The 20,367-nt window shown below is 60.2% G+C and carries 19 protein-coding genes and 2 tRNA genes; 8 read left to right on the top strand and 13 right to left on the bottom strand.

What is annotated here, in order from left to right; translation table 11 throughout:
- Positions 1-62: 62 nt before the first annotated feature.
- From HMPREF1531_RS08760 to HMPREF1531_RS13695, 5 genes are read right to left on the bottom strand one after another with little or no spacing between them, the layout of a single operon-like run.
- A complete protein-coding gene (locus HMPREF1531_RS08760; protein WP_016669587.1) occupies positions 63-1,301 on the bottom strand; it encodes an MFS transporter in 1,239 nt (412 codons plus the stop codon).
- Positions 1,301-2,050 (bottom strand): ABC transporter ATP-binding protein, encoded by a 750-nt coding sequence (locus tag HMPREF1531_RS08755; protein WP_198011028.1) that lies wholly within the window; start codon positions 2,048-2,050, stop codon positions 1,301-1,303. The genes HMPREF1531_RS08760 and HMPREF1531_RS08755 overlap by 1 nt, the downstream gene beginning before the upstream one ends.
- A complete protein-coding gene (locus HMPREF1531_RS08750; protein ID WP_016669585.1) occupies positions 2,040-2,846 on the bottom strand; it encodes an ABC transporter ATP-binding protein in 807 nt (268 codons plus the stop codon). Before HMPREF1531_RS08750 ends, HMPREF1531_RS08755 begins: the two co-directional genes overlap by 11 nt.
- Entirely contained in the window at positions 2,836-4,362 is a 1,527-nt protein-coding gene (locus HMPREF1531_RS08745) for an ABC transporter substrate-binding protein (protein WP_016669584.1), read from the bottom strand. The genes HMPREF1531_RS08750 and HMPREF1531_RS08745 overlap by 11 nt, the downstream gene beginning before the upstream one ends.
- On the bottom strand, positions 4,362-6,314 hold the full coding sequence (locus HMPREF1531_RS13695; protein WP_016669583.1) for an ABC transporter permease subunit: 1,953 nt from the start codon (positions 6,312-6,314) through the stop codon (positions 4,362-4,364). Before HMPREF1531_RS13695 ends, HMPREF1531_RS08745 begins: the two co-directional genes overlap by 1 nt.
- A gap of 309 nt (positions 6,315-6,623) precedes the next feature.
- On the opposite strand from HMPREF1531_RS13695, the gene fumC reads away from it, so the two are divergent.
- From fumC to putP, 3 genes are all read left to right on the top strand, one after another.
- Entirely contained in the window at positions 6,624-8,027 is a 1,404-nt protein-coding gene (gene fumC / locus HMPREF1531_RS08735) for a class II fumarate hydratase (RefSeq protein WP_016669582.1), read from the top strand.
- A gap of 222 nt (positions 8,028-8,249) precedes the next feature.
- On the top strand, positions 8,250-8,792 hold the full coding sequence (locus HMPREF1531_RS08730) for a protoglobin domain-containing protein (RefSeq protein WP_036898854.1): 543 nt from the start codon (positions 8,250-8,252) through the stop codon (positions 8,790-8,792).
- A gap of 145 nt (positions 8,793-8,937) precedes the next feature.
- The gene (putP, locus tag HMPREF1531_RS08725) at positions 8,938-10,419 is read left to right on the top strand and encodes a sodium/proline symporter PutP (RefSeq protein WP_016669580.1); all 1,482 of its coding nucleotides are present in this window, start codon (positions 8,938-8,940) and stop codon (positions 10,417-10,419) included.
- 391 nt (positions 10,420-10,810) lie between these two features.
- Here the strand turns inward: putP and HMPREF1531_RS14435 are convergent, their stop codons facing one another.
- Positions 10,811-11,032 carry a hypothetical protein gene (locus tag HMPREF1531_RS14435; protein ID WP_442852413.1) on the bottom strand — a complete coding sequence of 74 codons (222 nt, stop codon included), beginning with the start codon at positions 11,030-11,032 and terminating at the stop codon, positions 10,811-10,813.
- A gap of 29 nt (positions 11,033-11,061) precedes the next feature.
- A complete protein-coding gene (locus HMPREF1531_RS14430) occupies positions 11,062-11,250 on the bottom strand; it encodes a hypothetical protein (RefSeq protein ID WP_198011084.1) in 189 nt (62 codons plus the stop codon).
- A gap of 460 nt (positions 11,251-11,710) precedes the next feature.
- On the opposite strand from HMPREF1531_RS14430, the gene HMPREF1531_RS08720 reads away from it, so the two are divergent.
- Positions 11,711-13,063 (top strand): FAD-dependent oxidoreductase, encoded by a 1,353-nt coding sequence (locus tag HMPREF1531_RS08720; protein ID WP_016669579.1) that lies wholly within the window; start codon positions 11,711-11,713, stop codon positions 13,061-13,063.
- A 273-nt stretch (positions 13,064-13,336) separates the two neighbouring features.
- Here the strand turns inward: HMPREF1531_RS08720 and tkt are convergent, their stop codons facing one another.
- Positions 13,337-15,394 (bottom strand): transketolase, encoded by a 2,058-nt coding sequence (gene tkt / locus HMPREF1531_RS08715; RefSeq protein WP_016669578.1) that lies wholly within the window; start codon positions 15,392-15,394, stop codon positions 13,337-13,339.
- Positions 15,395-15,702: 308 nt separating this feature from the next.
- On the opposite strand from tkt, the gene HMPREF1531_RS08705 reads away from it, so the two are divergent.
- Positions 15,703-16,209: a phosphoribosyltransferase gene (locus HMPREF1531_RS08705; protein ID WP_016669577.1), complete on the top strand. Its 507-nt coding sequence runs from the start codon at positions 15,703-15,705 to the stop codon at positions 16,207-16,209.
- Between the two features lie 162 nt (positions 16,210-16,371).
- Here the strand turns inward: HMPREF1531_RS08705 and HMPREF1531_RS08700 are convergent, their stop codons facing one another.
- Positions 16,372-17,745, bottom strand: coding sequence for an FUSC family protein (locus HMPREF1531_RS08700; protein ID WP_016669576.1), 1,374 nt, complete (start codon positions 17,743-17,745; stop codon positions 16,372-16,374).
- Positions 17,746-17,827: 82 nt separating this feature from the next.
- Here HMPREF1531_RS08700 and HMPREF1531_RS08695 point away from each other — a divergent pair.
- Positions 17,828-17,903: transfer RNA gene (locus HMPREF1531_RS08695), tRNA-Lys, on the top strand.
- Positions 17,904-17,989: 86 nt separating this feature from the next.
- On the opposite strand, the gene HMPREF1531_RS08690 is transcribed toward HMPREF1531_RS08695, so the two are convergent.
- The 4 genes from HMPREF1531_RS08690 to HMPREF1531_RS08675 are packed head-to-tail and all read right to left on the bottom strand — an operon-like array spanning position 17,990 to position 19,393.
- Positions 17,990-18,361, bottom strand: a complete 372-nt coding sequence (locus tag HMPREF1531_RS08690) for a fluoride efflux transporter FluC (RefSeq protein ID WP_016669575.1) — start codon at positions 18,359-18,361, stop codon at positions 17,990-17,992.
- Complete coding sequence (locus HMPREF1531_RS08685; RefSeq protein WP_198011026.1) at positions 18,352-18,708, bottom strand: fluoride efflux transporter FluC; 357 nt, start codon at positions 18,706-18,708, stop codon at positions 18,352-18,354. The genes HMPREF1531_RS08690 and HMPREF1531_RS08685 overlap by 10 nt, the downstream gene beginning before the upstream one ends.
- Before the next feature lie 20 nt (positions 18,709-18,728).
- The gene (locus HMPREF1531_RS08680; protein WP_084669374.1) at positions 18,729-19,025 is read right to left on the bottom strand and encodes a GroES family chaperonin; all 297 of its coding nucleotides are present in this window, start codon (positions 19,023-19,025) and stop codon (positions 18,729-18,731) included.
- 38 nt (positions 19,026-19,063) lie between these two features.
- Positions 19,064-19,393: a DUF3618 domain-containing protein gene (locus tag HMPREF1531_RS08675; protein WP_016669572.1), complete on the bottom strand. Its 330-nt coding sequence runs from the start codon at positions 19,391-19,393 to the stop codon at positions 19,064-19,066.
- Between the two features lie 91 nt (positions 19,394-19,484).
- Between HMPREF1531_RS08675 and bcp the strand changes: the two genes are divergently transcribed.
- Positions 19,485-19,976, top strand: a complete 492-nt coding sequence (gene bcp / locus HMPREF1531_RS08670) for a thioredoxin-dependent thiol peroxidase (protein WP_016669571.1) — start codon at positions 19,485-19,487, stop codon at positions 19,974-19,976.
- A gap of 25 nt (positions 19,977-20,001) precedes the next feature.
- A tRNA-Leu gene (locus HMPREF1531_RS08665) sits at positions 20,002-20,086 on the top strand.
- The last annotated feature ends 281 nt before the right edge of the window (positions 20,087-20,367 follow it).

Below are 20,367 nucleotides of genomic sequence, written 5' to 3'. Positions count from 1 at the left end.
TGAACCATGGCATGGATGTCCTAAGACGATGGGACGATCTGTCCCGGCACAGTCATGTCATCTCATTCGCTGCCCAACCACCTCAGTACCGGGGTGGCGATCACTGCGACAGCCACCGGCAGCGCAGCCAATACGATCCACGGAACCACTGCTGACGGTCCGGGAACTCGCGCAGCCTCCAGCAGTGAACCGACTGGGACACCACTGAACAGCACGGCGCATCCCCCAAGGGAATTCATCACGCCCATGTGGGAACCGAGTTGGTTCTCACCGGCAAGTTTCCCGACCATGTCGCGTGTCCGGGGCTGCAGGATCATGAGGCCAATGTGAAGCAGCACCACCATGATGATCTTCGGCAGCGCACCAACAATTCCCCCGGCAGAAGGGAACCAGGCGATGGCACCCACCACCACAAAGGCTGCCGACATGAACAGATGGGACAACAGGAAGACCTTCGTGGTGGGAAAGGAGTCGGTCCACGCGGTGATCCTGGACTGGAGCAGGATCACTAGGACCGATGCAAGTAGGAAGTAGAAGGTGATATCCGCAGAATTGTTCCCGCTGCGGGTGAGCTCCACCGGCAAAGCCAAGTACATCTGGTTGTAGGCGATAAGTTGCGCGATGTTAAGTGCTGCGAAAATCATGAACCGCCGGTTACCGAGCACCAGCCGCAACGAAGCACTCACCCGGGTGCGGTCCCCAACCCTCATCCGAGAAGGCAGCCAAAGAAAGTGCACCACACCGACGATCGCGAACAGAACAGCCGCGATAAGGCAGGTTGCCTGAAAAGGGACGAACAGGACAACACCACCGAGGGCTGGTCCCACAGCCGATCCTGCTTGGGAGAAGACCTGTTGCAGGCCCAGCACCCGGGTCCTGCGTATCCCTCCAGTGATCTCCGTTTGTCCTGCCAGACCAAGGATCGCCGATTCGGAAGCCGGGGAGAACAAAGCGGCCGCCATTCCGATGCACATGGTGCCGACGATGATCCAGGTGAGTTCCTGAGTGATGGCGAGGGTGGCGAACCCAACAACCCGCACAGCGATACCGACGAGCAGCACCGGTTTGATCCCGAACCAGTCGGCCAATGCTCCGCCCAGGAAGAACAATCCTTGTTGAGAGAAGGTGCGCAACCCGAGAATCAACCCAATCAAGGCGACTGCGAGACCAAGATCTGCTTCCAGATATGCGGCGAGGAAGGGCACGACCAAGTAGAACCCGACGTTGAAGATGAACTGGGTGGCAATGAGCAGACCTAGCGGGTGCGGCAGTTGGCGGAAGACCCGGAGATCGGCAAACATCACGCAAGATCAATCAGCAGCCGGGTGTATTCCTGGACCGGATTGCCGATCACTTGATCAACCGGCCCCTGCTCAATGATCCGGCCGGACTCCATCACCGCGACACGGTCGGACAGTTGAGCCACCACTGCCATGTCGTGAGAGACGAAGAGCATAGACAACTCCTGTTCCCGACGTAGGTGGGCAAGCAATTCGAGGATGCTGGCCTGCACCGTGACATCAAGGGCTGAAGTGATCTCGTCGCAGACGATCAACCTCGGTTCGGCCAGCAGGGCCCTGGCGATCGCCACCCGCTGGGCCTGACCGACGGAGATCGTGTGCACTCCGCGTCGCAGCATCCCAGTGGGAAGGTTAACCTGTTCCATCACCTGCTCGATCGCGGCATCAGCCTCGTCTTTGGCGCGTCCAAGCTTGTGAATCAAGGGCTCACGAAGCGCATCCATGACTTTCATCCGAGGATTGAAGGATGCCCTGGGGTCCTGAAACACCATCTGAAGTTTCCGCTGATGGGCTTTCCGGGAACGAGCGGACCGGGTGTCCAGCGCCTGCCCGTCCAAGCACACGGTCCCGGAGTCTGGGGCCAAGGTACCAGAGACGATGGAAGCTATGGTGGACTTGCCACTCCCGGATTCCCCGATGAGCCCGAAGCACTCCCCTGCCGACACTTCGAAAGAAACACCAAAGGCAGCCGTGACAGAACCGAAACGATTGGTGAACGTCTTGTCAACGTCATGCACCTCAAGCAACACGACGCACATCCAATCTGGGCACCGCACGCACCAAGGCCTTGGTGTAATCATGCTCGGGCTCGTCGAGCACCTTCTCCGGAGAACCGGATTCGACGAAGGCACCACCAGCCAAAACATGCACCATGGACACCAGCCTGCGTACCAAGGAGATCTGGTGACTGACGAACAGCACGGCGGTGCCGAACTGAGATGCGATCTCGGCGAGCAAATCCAGCACTTCTGCCTGGGCCCGCACGTCCAAGGCGCTGGTGGGTTCGTCAGCGAGCAGTACACGAGGTTCGCTGAGCAGAGCCATTGCGATCGCTACCCGCTGAGCCATGCCACCAGACAGTTCGAAGGGATAGGAGTCGAGCACCTTATCCGGATCCGCGAAACGCAGCCTGCGCAGTAGCTCTCGAGCAGCGCTCTGGCAGGTGCGGTGTGAAGCCCGCGGGGTGTGCAACCGCACCGATTCGGTGAACTGCTTGCCGATGCGCACCAGAGGATCAAAGCTAGCGCTCGGGCGCTGGAAAACCATTGCCAGCTCCGGACCGCGTAGCCTGCGCCATTCGGCAGGAGTAGCACCGGTAACATCAATACCCAGGTAGCAGATGGTGCCTTCGCGCACCGTCAACCCGCCATGCTGCAGCCCAAGCATTGATGACAGTAGGGTCGACTTGCCGCCCCCAGATTCCCCGATGATGCCCACCAGTTCACCAGCTGCCAAACTCAGATCGATTCCGGCAATGGTGTCAGGCTGTTGGAGGTAACCGGCCCGCAGGCCGGTTACCTCCAGTACAGGCTCGTCACCCGACATGGGTCCGGTGATCCAATAGGTGGTACTCGGTGGGTCGCAGGCTCAGGTCCTTAACCGCTGCGGTGGAGATCACCCACCACTTGGAGTGACCGAAGACGACATAGGGCATGTCGTTGTGCACCATCTGAGTGAGCACCTGGGTCTGCTTAGCGCGTTCCTCGGCGCCAAAGGTCGCGCCCAGAGTGTCGAGGGCCGCATCAAACTGTGGCGAATTGTAGTGGCTGTAGTTGCTCGTTGAACCTGAGCGAAGCATGGTCTCGAAGAAGTACTGGGAGTCGCCAGTGGGCACCATGGCCATCGAGTACATGCCAAGCTCGAACTCACCAGCAACCATCTGGTCGGTGGTGCTGGTCAGCTCGGAGATTTCAACCTTCGCGCCGATGGAGCCCAGATCAGACTGCAGCAGCTGAGCCATCTGCCCGAGCTGGGGACGCTTCGGGTAGGTGAGCAGTCTCAGGACAAGAGGTTGCCCGTCCTTGACCAGCATGCCATCCGACTCGGTGTAACCAGCCTCCAGCAACAGCTGCTTGGCCTTGGCGAGGTCCTTTTTGTCGACGGGGATGTTGAGCCCATCGGTCTTTCCGAAAGCGATATCCGGGGAGAATAGGTTGTAGGAAGCCACACCCATGCCATGCATCAGCGAGACGTAGGCTTCCCGGTCGATGGCCCAGTTGACAGCTTCACGCACCTTCGGATCGGAGGTCACCGGTGATGCGGTGTTCATGATCACTGCCTCGGCACGAGTAGATGTGACATCCCACGTGGTGAACTCGCTGGTATCGGAGAACACCGACAAGCCGGCCGCCTCGGGTTGGACCGCTACCTGCACCTCGCCGGATTGCATGGCCAGACCAAGAGCTTGCAGATCGGCGTAGGACCGCACGGTGACGTGACTCAACTTCGGCTCCCCACCCCAGTATCCGGGGTAGGCGTCCAGTTCTAGGCGCTCATGGGGGACGAACTCGCTGACCTGGAAGGGGCCAGTACCTTGGGGATCGGTAGCGGGGTTGATCCCATCACCGACGGCCTGGATACCGGTCATGGGATCGGTCAGGATATTCGGAAGAGCCGCCAGAGGCATTGATGTGACAATGGTCAGCTTATTGCCCTCCGGCGTCATTGATGCGATCGGCATCTGAGCCTGAGCCCGTACGTTGGTGGCGATGGCGTGCTCAAGGGAGGCTTTGACCGCTGCTGCGTCCATTGGCGCGCCGTTGTGGAAGGTAACCCCGTCACGCAAGGTGATCACCCAAGTGGTTGGGTCGGTGTTCTCCCATGAGGTGGCCAGTTCAGGGACCAAGTTGAGATGCTCGTCAACATCAACCAGGGTCTCGACGATACCGTCGCGGCTGTTCGACCAGCCAACGTAGGCGGATGCTGAGTCGAGGGAATCACCTCGATCACCAGTGCCGACGGTCATTGTGGTGGATCCACTGGTGGAGCCGGTGCCACCACCGCATCCGGCCAGTAGGAGAGCTGCCGCAACACCGACAGCCATGAGCGGGTTGATCTTCACTATTCCATGCCTTTCTGGCCGGCAACCGACCCAGAGGACTGCTTGGTTCCTATTTCGTCCTGAGCGGGGGACGAATCTGCGCTGACTGCCAATATTTCTTGGGATGCATCAGCGAAGAGATTGACGATGAGAATGACCACGAATAGGGCGGCCCCGGGGCCGGTGACCAGCCAGGGCGCCAGCTGCAACTGGGTACGCCCCTCACTGATCATGGTGCCCCATTCACTGGTCGGCTGGGGCAGGCCAAGACCGACGAAAGACAAGGTGGCCAGGTTCAGGATCACGCTACCCAGCCCGGAGGCAGCCATGACGAACAAGGGACTGGCGATATTGGGCACCATGTGCCGAAGGAAGATGATCACCGGATGCACCCCGTTCATCCTCGCTGCCTGGATGTAGGGGGCTCGTTTCACCTGCATGGTCAGGATGCGTGCATACCGGGCAGTATTGGTCCAGGTGGACAGGGTGAGGGCGGTTACCACTGGAACGAAACCCGGCCCGAGCATGGAGGCAAATGCCAGTGCCAGGATGAATTCCGGGAATGACTGGAAAACTGCGACGATCCGCTGAACGACGGCATCTACCGCTCCCCCGACCAGGGCCGACAGCATCCCGATGGTTGCCCCGATCACCAATGAGCAAACCACCACGGTGAGAGCGATCGACATGGTTGGCCAGATACCGGAAAGAACCCGAGAGAATACATCGCGTCCCAAGCTGTCGGTTCCCATCCAGTGATTCAGATCGGGGGGCTTGCGAGCACCGACAACGTCAGGGGCATTGGGATCATAGGGAGCAATCGTTCCCGCGAGTGACCCGACCAGCAGCACGACGACGATCAGTAGCAGCAGGATTCGCCAGGTCACGATGGGACGCAACTTGGTACGGATCAGAATGTGCGGTCGTTTTCGGTTCCCGGAGACCAATGAGGTCAGATCCGGGCGATTGATCCGCAGCCGTGCCGGGGCTCCTCCAACATCTGCACCACGAGCAGATCCTCTTGCCCGAGCTGGTTTCTCGTTGAGTCGTGGGTCGAGGATGAAGGCCGCCAGGTCGGCGATGGTGTTCGCGACGAGAAATGCCAGGGCGCACCAGACCACATAGGCCTGAATAACCGGATAGTCCTTGGCTGCGATGGCGCTCAGCGCATAGTTTCCGATTCCCTGCCATCCGAAGATCTGTTCCACCACCGCGGTACCGGCCAGCATCGCGCCAAAACTTGTCGCTGCGAGGGTGACGAGCGGAGCGGCGATGTTGCGCAGGATGTGGGCGCCAATCCTGACCTCGCCCATACCACGCACACGCAGCCCACCGATGTAGGGCTGGTCCGCCTCTTCTAGAGCGATCGCCCTGATCTGACGGAAGTACCAGCCCACCGTGGCAACCGTGGTGGCAATCGTCGGCATCACCATGCCTCGCAGATCCTGGCTCGCGGCAATCGGGAAGAACCGGGCTTTCATTCCCAAAGAGTGCAGAACCAGCAACGCCACCAGGAATGAAGGAAGTGCGGAACTGATGTAACTGGCTACCCGGCAGACCAAATCCAGCGGCGAACGCGGCCGCAGGGCTGCGGCGATCCCCAACGGCACCGCAATGACCCACGTCACGAGCAAGGAACAAGTAGTCAGAGCGAGGGTGAGAGGCAACCGAGCACTCAGATCGTCCATGATCACGGTGCCCTTGCTGAGAGACTCACCCAGATCACCGTGCAGCAGCCGCCAAAGCCAAGTGCCGTACTGTTCCCATAAAGGACGGTCTAGACCGAGACGCTCGCGCATCATGGCGATCATCTCCTGGGTCGGGGTGATGCCCTGGGATGTGAGCATGTTCTCGGCTAAGTCACCGGGGGTAAGGTATGTGAGCACGAAGGCCAGCACGCTGACGCCGAACAGCACCAGCACTGTGGCACCCAACCAGCGCAGGAAGCGCCACCCAACCGAAATTCTGATCACGAAAAGAGTTCTCCGCTCCAAGTGAGTCAGTGAGTCATTGTCAAAAATAGCGAAGGTCGGGCTCGACGAGGCAATCGTCACACCGTTGCGGGACAGCTCTGGAATCGCACCAGATTCAACGTGCTCGGCAGCCTACGCGAAACCGACGGGGACCGCAATGAAATTTACCGCAACTGGGCGGATGCACGATCAATCCTCGCCCTGCTCCACGCCTTGCCTGCCTAGGCCCTCACCGGCACAATCCGCACGAGCTTCCTATACAGATCACCCTGCCCCACACGCCACGAGGCTTGCAGGTAAGATTAAGGCATGTCTCCACGCATCGAATCCGATTCCATGGGCACGATCGAGGTCGAAGGTGACCGCTACTGGGGTGCCCAGACCCAACGTTCCCTGCAGAACTTTGACATCGGTCGGCCCACCTTCGTGTGGAACCGCCCCATGGTGCGCGCCTTGGGCGTGCTGAAGAAGTCCGCTGCCCAAGCCAATGGCGAGCTCGGAGAGTTGCCCGCCGACATCGCCGACCTGATCGTCCAGGCTGCCGACGATGTCATCGCAGGCAAACTCGACGAACACTTCCCGCTGGTGGTCTTCCAGACCGGTTCCGGCACCCAGTCGAATATGAACACCAATGAGGTCATCTCTAACCGCGCGATTGAGATCGCCGGTGGTGAACTGGGCTCTAAAGCCCCGGTCCACCCCAACGACCATGTGAACCGCGGCCAGTCCTCTAACGACACCTTCCCAACCGCCATGCACATCGCCGTGGTGTGCGAGCTGAAAAACATGTACCCACGCATCATGAAGCTGCGTGATACCTTGGACGCCAAGGCCAAGGAATACATGGATATTGTCATGCCTGGGCGCACTCACCTGCAGGACGCAACCCCGATCCTGCTGGGTCAAGTCATCTCCTCCTGGGTAGCCCAGATCGACTTCGCCCTGGACGGCATCAAATACGCCGAATCCCGAGCCCGCGAGCTGGCGATCGGTGGCACTGCCGTCGGCACCGGATTGAATGCCCACCCGAAGTTCGGCCAGTTGGCCGCCAAGAAGATCTCCGAGGAGACCGGCATTGACTTCGTCCAGGCCGACAACCTGTTCGCCGCGCTGAGCGCCCACGATGCTTTGGTGCTGGTGTCGGGTGCCCTGCGGGTGTTGGCCGACGCCCTGATGAAGATCGCCAACGACGTGCGCTGGTACGCATCCGGCCCCCGCAACGGTCTGGGTGAGTTGCTCATCCCAGAGAATGAACCGGGCTCATCGATCATGCCGGGCAAGGTGAACCCAACCCAGTGCGAGGCCATGACCATGGTGGCCACCAAGGTCTTCGGCAACGATGCGACGGTCGGTTTTGCCGGTTCGCAGGGCAATTTCCAGTTGAACGTCTATAAGCCGGTCATGGCTTGGTGCGTACTGGAATCCATTCAGTTACTGGGCGACACCTGCGTTTCGTTCAACGACAACTGTGCCTACGGCATTGAGCCAAACCGCGAGAAGATCGCCCACGATCTCGAGATCAACCTGATGCAGGTCACCGCCTTGAACCGTCACATCGGCTACGACAAGGCCTCCAAGATCGCGAAGAAGGCCCACCATGAGGGAACCTCGCTGCGCGAGTCTGCTCTTGCCCTGGGCTTCGTCACCGATGAGGAGTTCGACAAGTGGGTCATCCCGATGGATATGACCCATCCGAGTGCTGCAGAGGACTGATCCATCGCATCAACCTAGGACGGGCCGTATCATTTTCAGGTACGGCCCGTCTGCTGCGGACCGAATTGTGTTCGCCGCTATTAGAAGGACGGCGGCGCTTGGTAGCAGCCCGGAATTGTCAGCTGTCATGCTCGGGTGCAGGATGCGATGTGGGAGCGAGAATCAAGGAAACAACGGTACCGCTACCTGCGGCTGCCGAGCGAGAGGACATCATCCATGGACATGCCGCAACACAAAAGCTGGGAGATCACCGGGCCCGACGTGGCCGCCGAACTGCTGAGCTGGATCAATGTCACTCCCGAGGATTGTCAGCTTCTGGGTTCCTTGTACGAGCGAGCGAAGGAACGCTCAATGACCTTCGCCCAGGATTTCGCGGGACGCATCCTAGCCGCCGAGCAGACCGCTGAATACATCGCCCCTTATCCACTCGATGTATTGGCCAAGACCCTCGCGAATTGGTTCATCGAATTATTCAGCGGCACCTACGATTTGACCTATGCCGAGGCGCGCATCAGGATCGGTCAGGTGCACGTGCGGCTAGGGCTGCCGGTACGTTACCCGATCGCCATGTTCGATCTGGTAACCCGCCACGGGGAACAGGTCGCGGCAGCGGGTGGGCAGACCGCAGTGGAGGCCTTCCGAAAGATCCTCAGCCTAGACATCGCCGTGTTCAGTCAAGCCTACGAGGAGAATCAGCTGACGCACTTGGCCAACGTGATGGGCAATGAGAGATTGGCTCGGATGCTGCTGATGAAGGAGCTGTGAGGGCTCGAGCATCCCGTCAGCATCCGGGGTGATTCCCTGCATCACACGACGCATCCTGACATGAATGCAGAGACAGCGCATCGGACAAGTAGATTTTGGGTCTGGCGTCCGGTCCGCGACGCCGCAAGCCGAGATGGGAATCCTCATGCCCTTAGATCAGATCTTCCAACTGGTGGCGATTGTCATCTATTTCGCATCCATGATCGGGATCGGTCTATGGGCCAACGGGCGCACTAACAACCTCGACGACTACATGCTCGGCGGGCGCTCCCTGTCTCCCGTCGTCGCGGCCCTTTCCGCGGGAGCCTCGGATATGTCAGGGTGGCTGTTACTGGGGCTTCCAGGCGGCCTGTACGTAACGGGATTGGCCGACGCGTGGATCGCCATCGGGTTAACCATCGGGGCGTGGGTGAACTGGAAGATCGTCGCCCCCAGACTGCGCACCTATTCGGAAGTGGCGGGAAACTCGATCACGATTCCCTCCTTCCTGGAGAATCGCCTGCACGACTCCAGCCGGGCACTGCGCATTGTGTCTGGCCTTGTCATTCTCACCTTTTTCACCTTCTATGTTTCCTCGGGGATGGTGTCAGGCGGGGTTTTCTTCGAGAATTCCTTCGGATCTTCTTACCGAGTGGGCATGCTCGTAGTGGCTGGGGTGACCGTGCTGTACACCTTCTTCGGCGGGTTCATCGGTGCCTCCTATACCGACATGATGCAGGGTTTACTGATCATGGGGGCACTCATCCTGGTGCCGGTGCTAGCAGTCATTGAGGTAGGGCCGGGCAATCTGGTGGGCGCGGTAACCCTGACGAACCCGCGTGCCTTCTCGCTGCTGCCGGACACCTCTGCTGGGCTAGGCGTTGCGCTGGTTGCAATGATCTCCTCGGTTGCCTGGGGCCTAGGCTATTTCGGCCAGCCGCACATCATCGTGCGGTTTATGGCGTTACGTTCCTCGGCAGATGCCCGCCACGCCCGCCGCGTGGGCATTACCTGGATGGTGGCATCGATGAGCGGCGCGGTGGTCACAGGCCTCGCAGGGTTGGCCTGGTTCAATCAGCATCCCGACAAGCATCTCGACGATCCAGAAACGGTTTTCTTGGCGTTGTCGTCGCTGTTACTGCATCCACTCATTGCCGGGTTTATCCTGGCCGCGGTACTAGCGGCCATCATGTCGACGGTGTCTTCCCAACTCATCGTCTGCTCCTCGGCATTGGTGCACGATCTGGCGCGAGTATTCTTCAAGCGCACTCTTTCCCCGCGCAACCAGGTATGGCTGGGTCGGTTGGGGGTGCTGTTCGTCGCTTTGGTGGCCGCAGTGCTGGCTTGGACCCAGAACGACACGATTCTTGCCCTAGTCGCCTTCGCCTGGGCCGGTTTCGGTGCCTGCTTCGGGCCGATCATCCTGCTGTCCCTGTTCTGGCGTCGGCTCACTACCCAGGGCACCCTTGCCGGTCTGGTGGTGAGTGCCGTGGTGGTCTTCACCTGGCAGTACACACCGTGGAACGAGTTGTACGAGATCATCCCCGGTTTTGCGGCGAACATCGTGGTGACGATGATCGTTTCCCTGCTCACCCGAGCACCTGAGGTAGACGCCGAGTTCACCGAGATGGCCGAGTTTGCGCGATGAGCGGGTCGATGACGGGCCCGATCAGCACGTTAGATTTTTCAGATCTGCCCTGTTCGGCTGGGTTCAGCCGGCTCAGCAGGACCTGTTTTACTATCTAGGCGTGAACCTCACATAAACACTAAATGGGCCTGCCGGTACTCGAGGTTCAGGAGTAGATGTTGAGATACTGCTGCTTCACCTCGCTGCTTTCTGGTCTGCACGGGCAGATCAAACATGACGACAGACCACATGTCACCATCGGACTCCGGTTCCCAGTGGGATGCTCAGAGCTGACCAGGGAGCGCAGGTAAATCGCCGGAATTCATCATTCTCAAAATAACCTCCCAGGTACTGGCCAAGTTCGCAGAGATAAGTGGGGATCCTTACCCGTCGGCGGTAAACGGCACGGAATCTACGGCCACCAGTATCCTGATCTGACAGGCCAACTTTTGGGGAATTCAGAATCGGAGTTCGCCCGGGAACAACCGAACACATCACGTCGGATGACTGTTGGATCATATTGCATGAACGGATTGAATATCAGACGCCATGTTTTCTTGAAAATTTTCACTGCCGACTCAGGAAAATCTTTTGAGAGACCCTCCTCTGCCAGCAATCTAGGACGAAGATTGATTCACCTCTTATCTAATAGAAAAACGTGGCCTAATCCTGAGCACGGAGCCTGGTTCCATTCACCGCGAGTGTTCGCTTGGGGTCGGCGGGCAAGCCCTCGACGTCACAATAGTCGCTCCGCCTGGTAAGAGCGCAGTAAAGCCCGGGAGCGCTTGCGCGCTCGATGAGATTTGCAGGAATGGCGTCGCCAGCTCCCCTGACATCATCTAAGGAGTTGATCGTGTGTCATCATGGATCTTCCTATGCCCTAAGCGCAGGCGCAGATTTACCCTGATCGGGGTAGCTTCAGACTCCAAAGCCTCTTGGACCACACCTTGCAGTGCAAGCATTTTCTTGCACCACCAGTTGTACTGAAACTCCTGTTCTGCTTTCCCCGGTGTTCCTTCTAAGTCTCCGGCTCGCCGGATAACTGCTGCCACCTGCACAGTTCCTCACGCTCGGCCAGAACTTGTGCGGCGATGCTGCTCATCATCACGATGACTGCGCCATCAGTGTGTTCACCCCAACAGACTCGTGTCAAGAGACGAGTTGACTCATCTTCAAAGTGCCCGCATGGATCCATGATGAATGGATAGGAGTTGGCGCAGCGCGAGCCCCCCCCCACACACAACCATCTGTCCGGGAACAATTCGCGGGCATGATCCGTTCTGGAGTTGACTGATCGACACGAGGAGGAAGCATGATCGACGTCGACCTACTGGTCATCGGATGGGGCAAGGCCGGAAAGACCCTTGCCGGGAGATGGGCGAAAGCTGGGCACACGGTTGCCCTGGTGGAACGTTCCCCGCAGATGTACGGCGGCACCTGCATCAACGTGGCCTGCGTGCCGACCAAAGATTTGGTGACCAGTGCGGAATCCCGACGTGACTCGGACGAACCGCAACAGTTCTTCACCACTGCGGTGGCATCTCGTGATGAGCTGATCGGTAAGCTCAACGCTGCGAACCACGCCATGCTGGCCGACGATCCGCACATCATCCTCATCGACGGCACTGCCCGTTTCGTGGCGGAGCACACCGTCGAGGTCACCACGGCCACAGGTACCGAACAGGTCACCGCGAAACAGATCGTCATCGGCACCGGAACCACTCCGCGTCGCCCCGAGATCCCCGGCATCGACTCCCCACGCGTGTACGACTCCACCACCATCCAGCACGCCGATCCGTTCCCGGCCCGGTTGGCCGTGGTGGGCGCCGGATTCATCGGCTTGGAATTCGCCAGTATGTTCGCAGCCTTCGGGGCACAGGTCATTTTGCTGAACTCTGCGGAACGAATCCTCCCCAGCGCCGAACCGGAAGTAGCTTCCGAGGTCGCGCGGACCCTCACCGATCGTGGCGTCACAATCCTCGACAAAGTGCGAGTGGACGCCATTGAGGAGTCCGATAATCATGTGACCGTCATTGCGGGTGGAACAAGGGTGGAAGCCGATGCGGTGCTGGTGGCCACGGGCAGGACCCCCGTCACTGCGGATCTCTGCCTGGCTTCTGCTGGCATTGAGGTGGACGAGCGCGGTTTCATCGTGGTGGACGATCAACTGCGTACCTCCGTGAAGGATATCTTCGCCGTTGGCGACGTTAACGGTGGTCCCCAGTTCACCTACATCTCCCTCGACGACAACCGGATCGTGTGGGACCAGTTGACTGGGACTGGTTCGCGTCGGCGTTCCGATCGAGTGGCAGTACCGAACACGACCTTCATCACTCCCCCGTTGTCGCAGGTCGGTCTCACCGAGGCACAGGCCCGTGAGGCCGGTCACCAGGTGCTGGTGGCCTGCAAGCCAGTGGCGAAGATCGCAGCCATGCCCCGGCCAAAGATTCTCGGGGAGACCCACGGGATCATCAAATTCGTCGTCGACGCCACCGACCGCCGTATCCTCGGTGTCACGCTGTTCTGCACAGATTCCCAGGAACTGGTCAATCTGGTTGCCCTAGCCATGCGCGCTGGTCTCACCGCCGACGTGTTGCGTGACGGTATCTGGACCCATCCCTCCTCAACCGAGGCACTGAACGAGGTGCTCGCAGATCTGGCCTGATCCACCCGTCACCCCATCAAGATTATCCCCAACAACTCATGAGAGGCGGTCGGTGGGGCGAGGTCGGCTGAGGCTGGCGCAGCAGATCGTCATCCCACCTCCCTCCCACACATCCGCCAAGCAACTGAACGGCGTGGTGGGTGAGGTCTAGTGCCGCAACTCATGACACGAAGGTCCGAGCCCGGTACGACACCGGACTCGGACCCCGTCGTGCAGCCAGTTGGTGCCCGGAGCTTACAGAACAGTTCGCCTGTAATCTCTCGTCACCTTGTTTCAGGCCTCCAGCGATTCCTTCGCGGCGGCCACCACAGCAGCCGCGGTGATGCCATACTCCTCGAACAGCAGGGTGCCCTTGGCAGAAGCGCCGAAGTGTTCCAGGGACACCGAGCGGCCTCTGGGGCCGACGTACTTGGCCCAACCCATGGCGATACCGGCCTCGACCGATACCCTGGCAGTCACCTCCGGGGGCAACACTTGGTCACGGTAGGCTTCATCCTGGACGTCGAACCACTCCTGGCAAGGCATCGAAACGACCCTGGTCGGAATCCCTGCGGCCTCCAGCTCGGTCTGAGCATCAAGGGCGACCTCGACTTCGGAGCCGGTGCCGATCAGGATGACCTGCGGTGCTGCGGAGGCCTCACGCAGCACGTAAGCGCCCTTGGCAGCACCAGAGGCCGGGGCATATTCCCCACTAATGCGATCCACAGTGCGAACATTCTGCCTCGTCAAGATGATACCGACCGGCTGGGAGGCCTGACGCAAGGTCTCCAGCCACACCTCGGCGGTCTCATTGGCGTCTGAGGGGCGGGCGATCGCCAGGCCGGGGATCGCACGGTAGGCGGCCAAATGCTCCACCGGCTGGTGGGTGGGGCCGTCCTCGCCGACGCCGATCGAGTCGTGGGTCCACACGAAGATCGACGGAATCTTCGACAGCGCAGCCAACCGAGCGGTCGGACGCATGTAGTCGGAGAAGACGAAGAAGGTGCCACCATAGGCGCGGGTCAGTCCGTCGGCGTTGATGCCGTTGAGGATGCCGCCCATCGCATGCTCGCGCACACCGAAGTGCAGGGTGCGCCCGAATGGACCACCTGGCCACTCGTCGGTGGTGCGGTCAGCAGGTAGAAAGGACGGCTCGCCCTTCATGGTGGTGTTGTTGGAACCTGCGAGGTCGGCGGAGCCGCCCCACAGTTCAGGTAGCTGACCAGCGAGAGCGGTGAGTACCTCGGCGGATGCGGAGCGTGTCGCCTTGGAACCTGCCTCAAAACTGGGAACAGTGAGGTCGCTCGGGAGTTTGTTAGCCAGCACCCGGTCGAGCAGGGTGGAACCCTGCGGGTTGGCGCTCTTCCATGCCTCGAAGTGAGCGTCCCATTCCTGGCGGGCGGCCTTGCCATTGGCCGCTACTTGGCTGCGGGTGTAATCGACGATGGCCGGATCAATGGCGAAGGGGGTGTCCTCGAAGCCGAGCAGTTCTTTGAGCCGGGTGATCTCTTCGGCGCCGATGGCCGAGCCGTGGATCTTCTCCTTGCCTTGCAGGGTCGGCAGTGGCCAGCCGATGATCGAGTGTAGATGGATCAAAGTCGGACGGTTGGCCTCGGCTTTGCCCGTCTTGATGGCATCGTACAAAGCCTGAATGTCCTCGCAGTATTCCCCGCCGTTGGTCCAGTCGACGTCGATGACCTGCCAACCGTAAGCCTCGTAGCGCTTCGCTACGTCCTCGCCGAAGGCAATCTTCGTGTCGCCCTCAATGGTGATCTGGTTCTCGTCGTAGATCATGATCAGGTTGCCCAGGCCCTGGGTGCCTGCCAGCGATGCGGCCTCGGCTTGGACACCTTCTTGCATGCAGCCCTCGCCGAGGAGAACGTAAACAAAGTGATCGAAAACCGACTCACCGGCATTGTCACCGTCGTAGAGGCCGTGCGCTCGACGAGCGGCCATGGCCATGCCGACGGCATTCGACACCCCAGCACCCAGCGGGCCGGTGGTGCATTCGATGAATTTGGTGTGCCCGAACTCAGGATGTCCGGGGGTCAGGGAACCGGCTGTGCGCAGAGATGCGATGTCGTCCATCTCCAAGCCGAGCCCGCCCAGGAACAGCTGAATGTACTGCAGGATCGACGCATGGCCAGCAGACAGCACGAAACGGTCACGTCCGAGCCACTTGTCATCGGTGGGGTCGGTCTTCATGACTTTCTGGTAGAGCAGGTAGGCGACCGGCGCCAGGGAGATGGCGGTTCCCGGATGTCCATTGCCGACCTTCTGCACTGCGTCAGCAGCCAGGATGCGAGCTGTATCAACTGCGCGCTTGTCTTCGTCGGTCCAAGTTAGTGTCACTTTGTTTCCTTGTCATTGGCCACTCGCCAACGAGGGCCGGGTTGATCGTCCCCCAATCCTATATCCGGGTCCTGGAGCATCGTTACGGCTGAGCAGCTCTTGGTATCACACTCACTTATGCCCGGATCGCAGCCGGGGTGATCCAGATGGTCCCCGGCGTATGAGTCTGCGAGCCCAACATCCACTGGGCAGAAGCCATCGCTGGCCTCGGCACATCTGGACGTGCCCACACGATAGCTGATCATCCCTACGCATCAAGCCCCACACTTCCCGACGATACGAAGTTGATCTAGGTAGGATTTTCATTCATGACGGCCTACCACGCTGACTCGAGTGAGTTGAGTGACAAAGAGATTCTTACCTGGAACGATTTTGCGGTGATGAGCCGGGAATTGGCGCAGGAGATTGCTGATTCCGGCTTCAACCCGGAGGTACTGATCGGCGTGGCCCGCGGTGGCATGATCCCCGCTGGAGCTCTCACCTATTCCTTGGGAGTGAAGCTCACCGACGCGATTAACGTCGAGTTCTATACCGATGTGGAGGCGACGTTACCCGACCCGGTGCTGCTCGCCCCGATGCTTGACATCGACTCGATCCGCGGTAAACGGGTGCTCGTCGTCGACGACGTCGTGGACTCCGGCCGTACCCTCGCCCTGGTTCTGGAACTGCTCACGAAATTTGGTGCTGAGGTGCGCTCAGCGGTGATCTATGAGAAACCAACCACCAGCGTCAAGCCCGACTTCGTGTGGAAGTCCACCTCGAAATGGATTGTCTTCCCGTGGTCAGCTCAGCCACCGGTGGCCCCGGATAAGTGAGCTGCTTAAGCACCATGTGCCATTCTTAAGCCACAACCGCGCCTACGGTCGCGGACGAATCATCGGCCATCGGCTTTGCATCCCGACCCTGCGACTGGCAGACAAGCATCAACTTGGGAATGTCCCTGTCGAGCAGTCGGGCGTCGGTACGGTACCCGCAACTCACTCACCCTCGCCAGCCGGACCCTTTCCATCCTCTTTAATGGCCGGAAGCAAGGTGGTGGTGTCGGTGGCCGATACCTCGTTGACCCCTTCCGGATAGACCTGCCGCAACGTGCGTGCCCGATCATGCAGTCGCTTCTGCACAAACAATCCCCATGGGGAACGGATGCGTGGTCCAATCCGGCCGCCCGGCAGGACCTTGCCCAACTGGGAGGATTTCCATTCCTCCATACGTGCGGGATGACTGGCCAGATCAAGTTGTGCGACGACTTGTTCCATCGCCGGGGCAATCCCGGAACCGGCCCACCAAACAACCAGCTCTTGGTCATCGCTGGTAGCCAGCAGGGCCAACTGTTGCCCCATGTGTTCCTTCGATACCAAGATGGCCCGGAACTGTTCATCGGAGGTGCGCTCGTCGCCTAGGCCATCGGCCTGCACCAGCCAACCGTAGCCGGCGAGAATCGATGACAGTTCCTCGAATGCTTTTCCCAGCCGACGTGCCAATTCCTCACTGCCTAGCGGAGCATGCTGTATCCGGCTGTTCATCACCAAGAACAGGTGCCGTGTGGCTAGCTGCGCCTTCTCCAGATTCGCCAGGTGCCCGCGCAGCAGCGGGACAACATCGGCGTCATATATCTGCCGGGTGTTCAGTCTTCTCACATCATCGGCCTCGTTGAGTGCCACGGTGGCCCGGGCGATCAGCGGGGAGATCTGGTAAGTATCACCCAGCCATCGATCTACGGCCCGATTGGTGAGCTGATTGCCGGACAAATACCCAGCCGCGCTGTCGCAGACCTCCGAAAGCCGCAGCACGACAAGTTCCACTGCCGAGGCAAGATCGCCCACACGCACCCGTCTCGGGATGAGCAATGGAACGACGATGCCGATGAGGGTGCCCGCCATCGTCGCCGCAAAACGCTGCCAGGCAGCGATCTCTGAAGTGGCCGCGCCGAGAATGAGCATGGCCGAGATGGCCACCTCCAAGTTCTGAGACTCGAGCCGCAGGAACCTGGCCAGCATCATCCCGCCGAACACGACCAGCCCCAATGACCACCAATGCAGACCAAACAGGGTAGCCACCACCAGCGCCAGCAGGATACCTACGCCCACGGCCGACACCCTGATCAGCCCGGCACGAAATGAGCCTCGCAACGAGGCTCGCGAGATGAGCAGAGCTGCGAGCGAACCGGTGAGGTCGATGGCGCCGGTGTGGAAGAGGTTGCGAGTGACAAGGAAAGCGACGATGGTGGCACACGAGTAGCGCAGTACGTTCTCCATCTCATCACGAGTGGAGCGCCAGAACTCCGCACCGCTGCCGGGCAGCCCCGGCCACATCTTCAGCAGCTTGTGCCGCCACCGTCCACCGATCAACATCACGTACTACGCTAGCCCAGATGTCAGATCTCCGACCGAGTTTGCAACCAGCGGTTGTGAGGGCTAAAGTCAAGCTTCGCGCGCACCGCTAGCTCAACTGGCAGAGCAGCTGACTCTTAATCAGCGGGTTCAGGGTTCGAGTCCCTGGCGGTGTACCAAATCTAATGGGTTCCGGCTTGTCGGAACCCATTTCTCGTTCCTTCCGTCACTCCACTCTCGCAGCCCCAAACCACAGCGCTCGGGGTCAACGGACCCCGGCACCAACCACCATCCCAATCCAAGCTGCACCGCAGCAGGCGATCACCATCACCACCAGCACCAAGAGAACCGACCGCATGTCTCCGGCGCGCAACCCGGAGACGGCCTCGGCCATGGCCGAGCTGAAGGTGGTGAATCCACCGCAGAATCCCGTCATGACAACCGCAGAAACCATTCCATCGGGCACAGCGTAACTGAGGCAGAATCCGAACAAAGCGCTTCCCATGACATTGATTACCAAGGTCGACAGCGGGATCACCGGGTTGATGCGGGATCTGATCAGTGAATCCAGCACATACCGGCCAACCGCACCCAGGCCTCCGGCCAAACACACCGCGAGCAGCGTCATCAACCCCATGCGCACTCCCCCGCCCGGAATCCGAGCAATCCTGCAAGCAGCCCCGCAATGATCGAACCGAGAAGATCCACTCCGGCCAGGAAAACCGAACCAGTGCTGATCATCACCACTGCGGGGGCCACCAGAGCCGAGTAGGTGGTGAATGCTCCACAGAACCCCACCCCGAACAGCAATCGGATCCGCTCAATGTGCGCCGAGGAACGGGCAAGCGCCATCGCGGTGATCGCACCCAGTGCAAAGGAGCCGATGATGTTGACCAAGAAAGTTCCCAGCAGCGAACCGGCTACAAACCCCACACCGACTCGCAATCCGGTTCCCGCACAGCCACCCATGAAAACCAAGGCCATCGAGCACAAGGAAGGACGCATCACAAGTACAGACCAGTCTCTGCCTCGGAGATCCTCTCGGCCGCGATCGCATGCAGGTCGCGTTCCCGCAACAGCACGTAGGTCTTGGCCTGCAGTTCCACCTCGGAGCGCTCCTGGGGGTCGTAGAGCACCCGATCGCCCAGTTTCACGGTGCGCACTGAAGAACCGACGGCCGCGACCCTCGCCCAAGCGAGACGATGCCCCATCTGCACGGTCGCCGGGATGAGGATGCCACCCGTTGAGTGGCGTTCCCCGGCGTCGGCATCCGGATCGACGAGCACCCGGTCATGCAGCATCCGGATCGGCAAGCTCACCAATCCGGAAGTCTCCTCGTTCACTTGGTGATGCCGCGGCGAGCGAACTTCGACAGACCCGAGACGGCCGCCACGACGGTGACGACGCCGACCACGGCGATGGTGACGGTACCGACGTGGTCCCAGCGAACCCCGTTCTCGTCGACGAACCAGCCCCTCGCCCTGCGCACGGAATCGAAGGCGGACTGCTTGGCTTCGTCCGCCATGTCCTGGGCGACTTCCTTCACGGTGTTCTTGATGGCACTCGGGTGAACCTCGGAGACGAGCCCCTCAAGACCAACGGTCATCGCATGCCGCGATGCGGCGATGTCGGCACGAATCTGCTCCGGCGTGCGTCGGTTCGAAGCCACTTTTCCTCCTCGGATCACTGAAGTGCACCCCAAGCCTATGCCCTGTGGTGTCTCGTTCGCAGTCGCCCTCCCTGATGGATAGGGTTAACCCATGACTGAACTCGCCACCGGGGACCCTGCACCCGCCTTCACCCTACACAATGCCGACGGCAAGGAGGTCTCGCTGTCGGACTATGCAGGCAAGAAGGTGATCGTCTACTTCTACCCCGCGGCGCTCACCCCAGGATGCACCACCCAGGCGGTCGACTTCAGCGAATCCAAGGAAGCCTTCGATGCCGAGGGCATCGACGTCGTGGGAATCTCCCCCGATCCGGTCGCCAAACTCGACAAATTCCGTTCGAAGAACGCGCTGTCGGTAGAGTTGCTGTCGGATCCGGACCGCGAGGTGATCAAGGCCTACGGTGCCTGGGGCATGCGCTCCCTGTATGGCAAGCAGGTGGAGGGCCTACTACGTTCCACCTTCTTAGTTGAGGTAGATTCATCCGGGGTGGGCACCATCGCCCTAGCCCAGTACCGCGTCCGGGCCACCGGGCACGTAGCAAGGCTCCAGAAGAAACTGGGGATCGGAGTCGACCTGGACTGATCCCCCCGCCCCGCCAGGGGCATGAACCGGAATGGTGGAATTGGTAGACACGCAGGATTTAGGTTCCTGTGCCGCAAGGCGTGAGGGTTCGAGTCCCTTTTCCGGTACCAGTAAGCTCTTCAAACCACCCCAGTTGAAACAGGCTGGGATGTGGTCTCAGCTGATGAAGGACGCCCAACCGTTAGAGTGGGCGTCCTTCATGTTGCGAGGCTCGTGGGTATGTCGCCAGCAGTGGGCGATGTGGTCAGGTTGTCAGGCTGAGCCTCATGCTGTAAAAAGTGCGCGCAAGCTGCGGCGTGCAGGCTGGAACTGGCCATCTGGTCGACGACCGTGTCGGCTTCGGCTGCCGTGAGGTTGGGGTGGGAACCAATGGAAGAGGTGTGATGAACCG

The organism is Propionibacterium sp. oral taxon 192 str. F0372 (assembly GCF_000413315.1).
Lineage (GTDB): Bacteria > Actinomycetota > Actinomycetes > Propionibacteriales > Propionibacteriaceae > Brooklawnia.
Note: the sequence above shows the minus strand (reverse complement) of the source record. Positions and strands in the feature narration are given on the sequence as shown.

Excerpts from the sequence above, each read along its gene's own strand:
- HMPREF1531_RS08760 (WP_016669587.1), bottom strand. The coding sequence starts at position 1,301 with ATGTTTGCCGATCTCCGGGTCTTCCGCCAACTGCCGCACCCGCTAGGT.
- HMPREF1531_RS08750 (WP_016669585.1), bottom strand. The coding sequence starts at position 2,846 with ATGTCGGGTGACGAGCCTGTACTGGAGGTAACCGGCCTGCGGGCCGGT.
- fumC (WP_016669582.1), top strand. The coding sequence starts at position 6,624 with ATGTCTCCACGCATCGAATCCGATTCCATGGGCACGATCGAGGTCGAA.
- HMPREF1531_RS08730 (WP_036898854.1), top strand. The coding sequence starts at position 8,250 with ATGCCGCAACACAAAAGCTGGGAGATCACCGGGCCCGACGTGGCCGCC.
- putP (WP_016669580.1), top strand. The coding sequence starts at position 8,938 with ATGCCCTTAGATCAGATCTTCCAACTGGTGGCGATTGTCATCTATTTC.
- HMPREF1531_RS08720 (WP_016669579.1), top strand. The coding sequence starts at position 11,711 with ATGATCGACGTCGACCTACTGGTCATCGGATGGGGCAAGGCCGGAAAG.
- HMPREF1531_RS08705 (WP_016669577.1), top strand. The coding sequence starts at position 15,703 with ATGACGGCCTACCACGCTGACTCGAGTGAGTTGAGTGACAAAGAGATT.
- HMPREF1531_RS08700 (WP_016669576.1), bottom strand. The coding sequence starts at position 17,745 with ATGTTGATCGGTGGACGGTGGCGGCACAAGCTGCTGAAGATGTGGCCG.
- HMPREF1531_RS08690 (WP_016669575.1), bottom strand. The coding sequence starts at position 18,361 with ATGGGGTTGATGACGCTGCTCGCGGTGTGTTTGGCCGGAGGCCTGGGT.
- HMPREF1531_RS08685 (WP_198011026.1), bottom strand. The coding sequence starts at position 18,708 with ATGGCCTTGGTTTTCATGGGTGGCTGTGCGGGAACCGGATTGCGAGTC.
- HMPREF1531_RS08680 (WP_084669374.1), bottom strand. The coding sequence starts at position 19,025 with ATGCTGCATGACCGGGTGCTCGTCGATCCGGATGCCGACGCCGGGGAA.
- bcp (WP_016669571.1), top strand. The coding sequence starts at position 19,485 with ATGACTGAACTCGCCACCGGGGACCCTGCACCCGCCTTCACCCTACAC.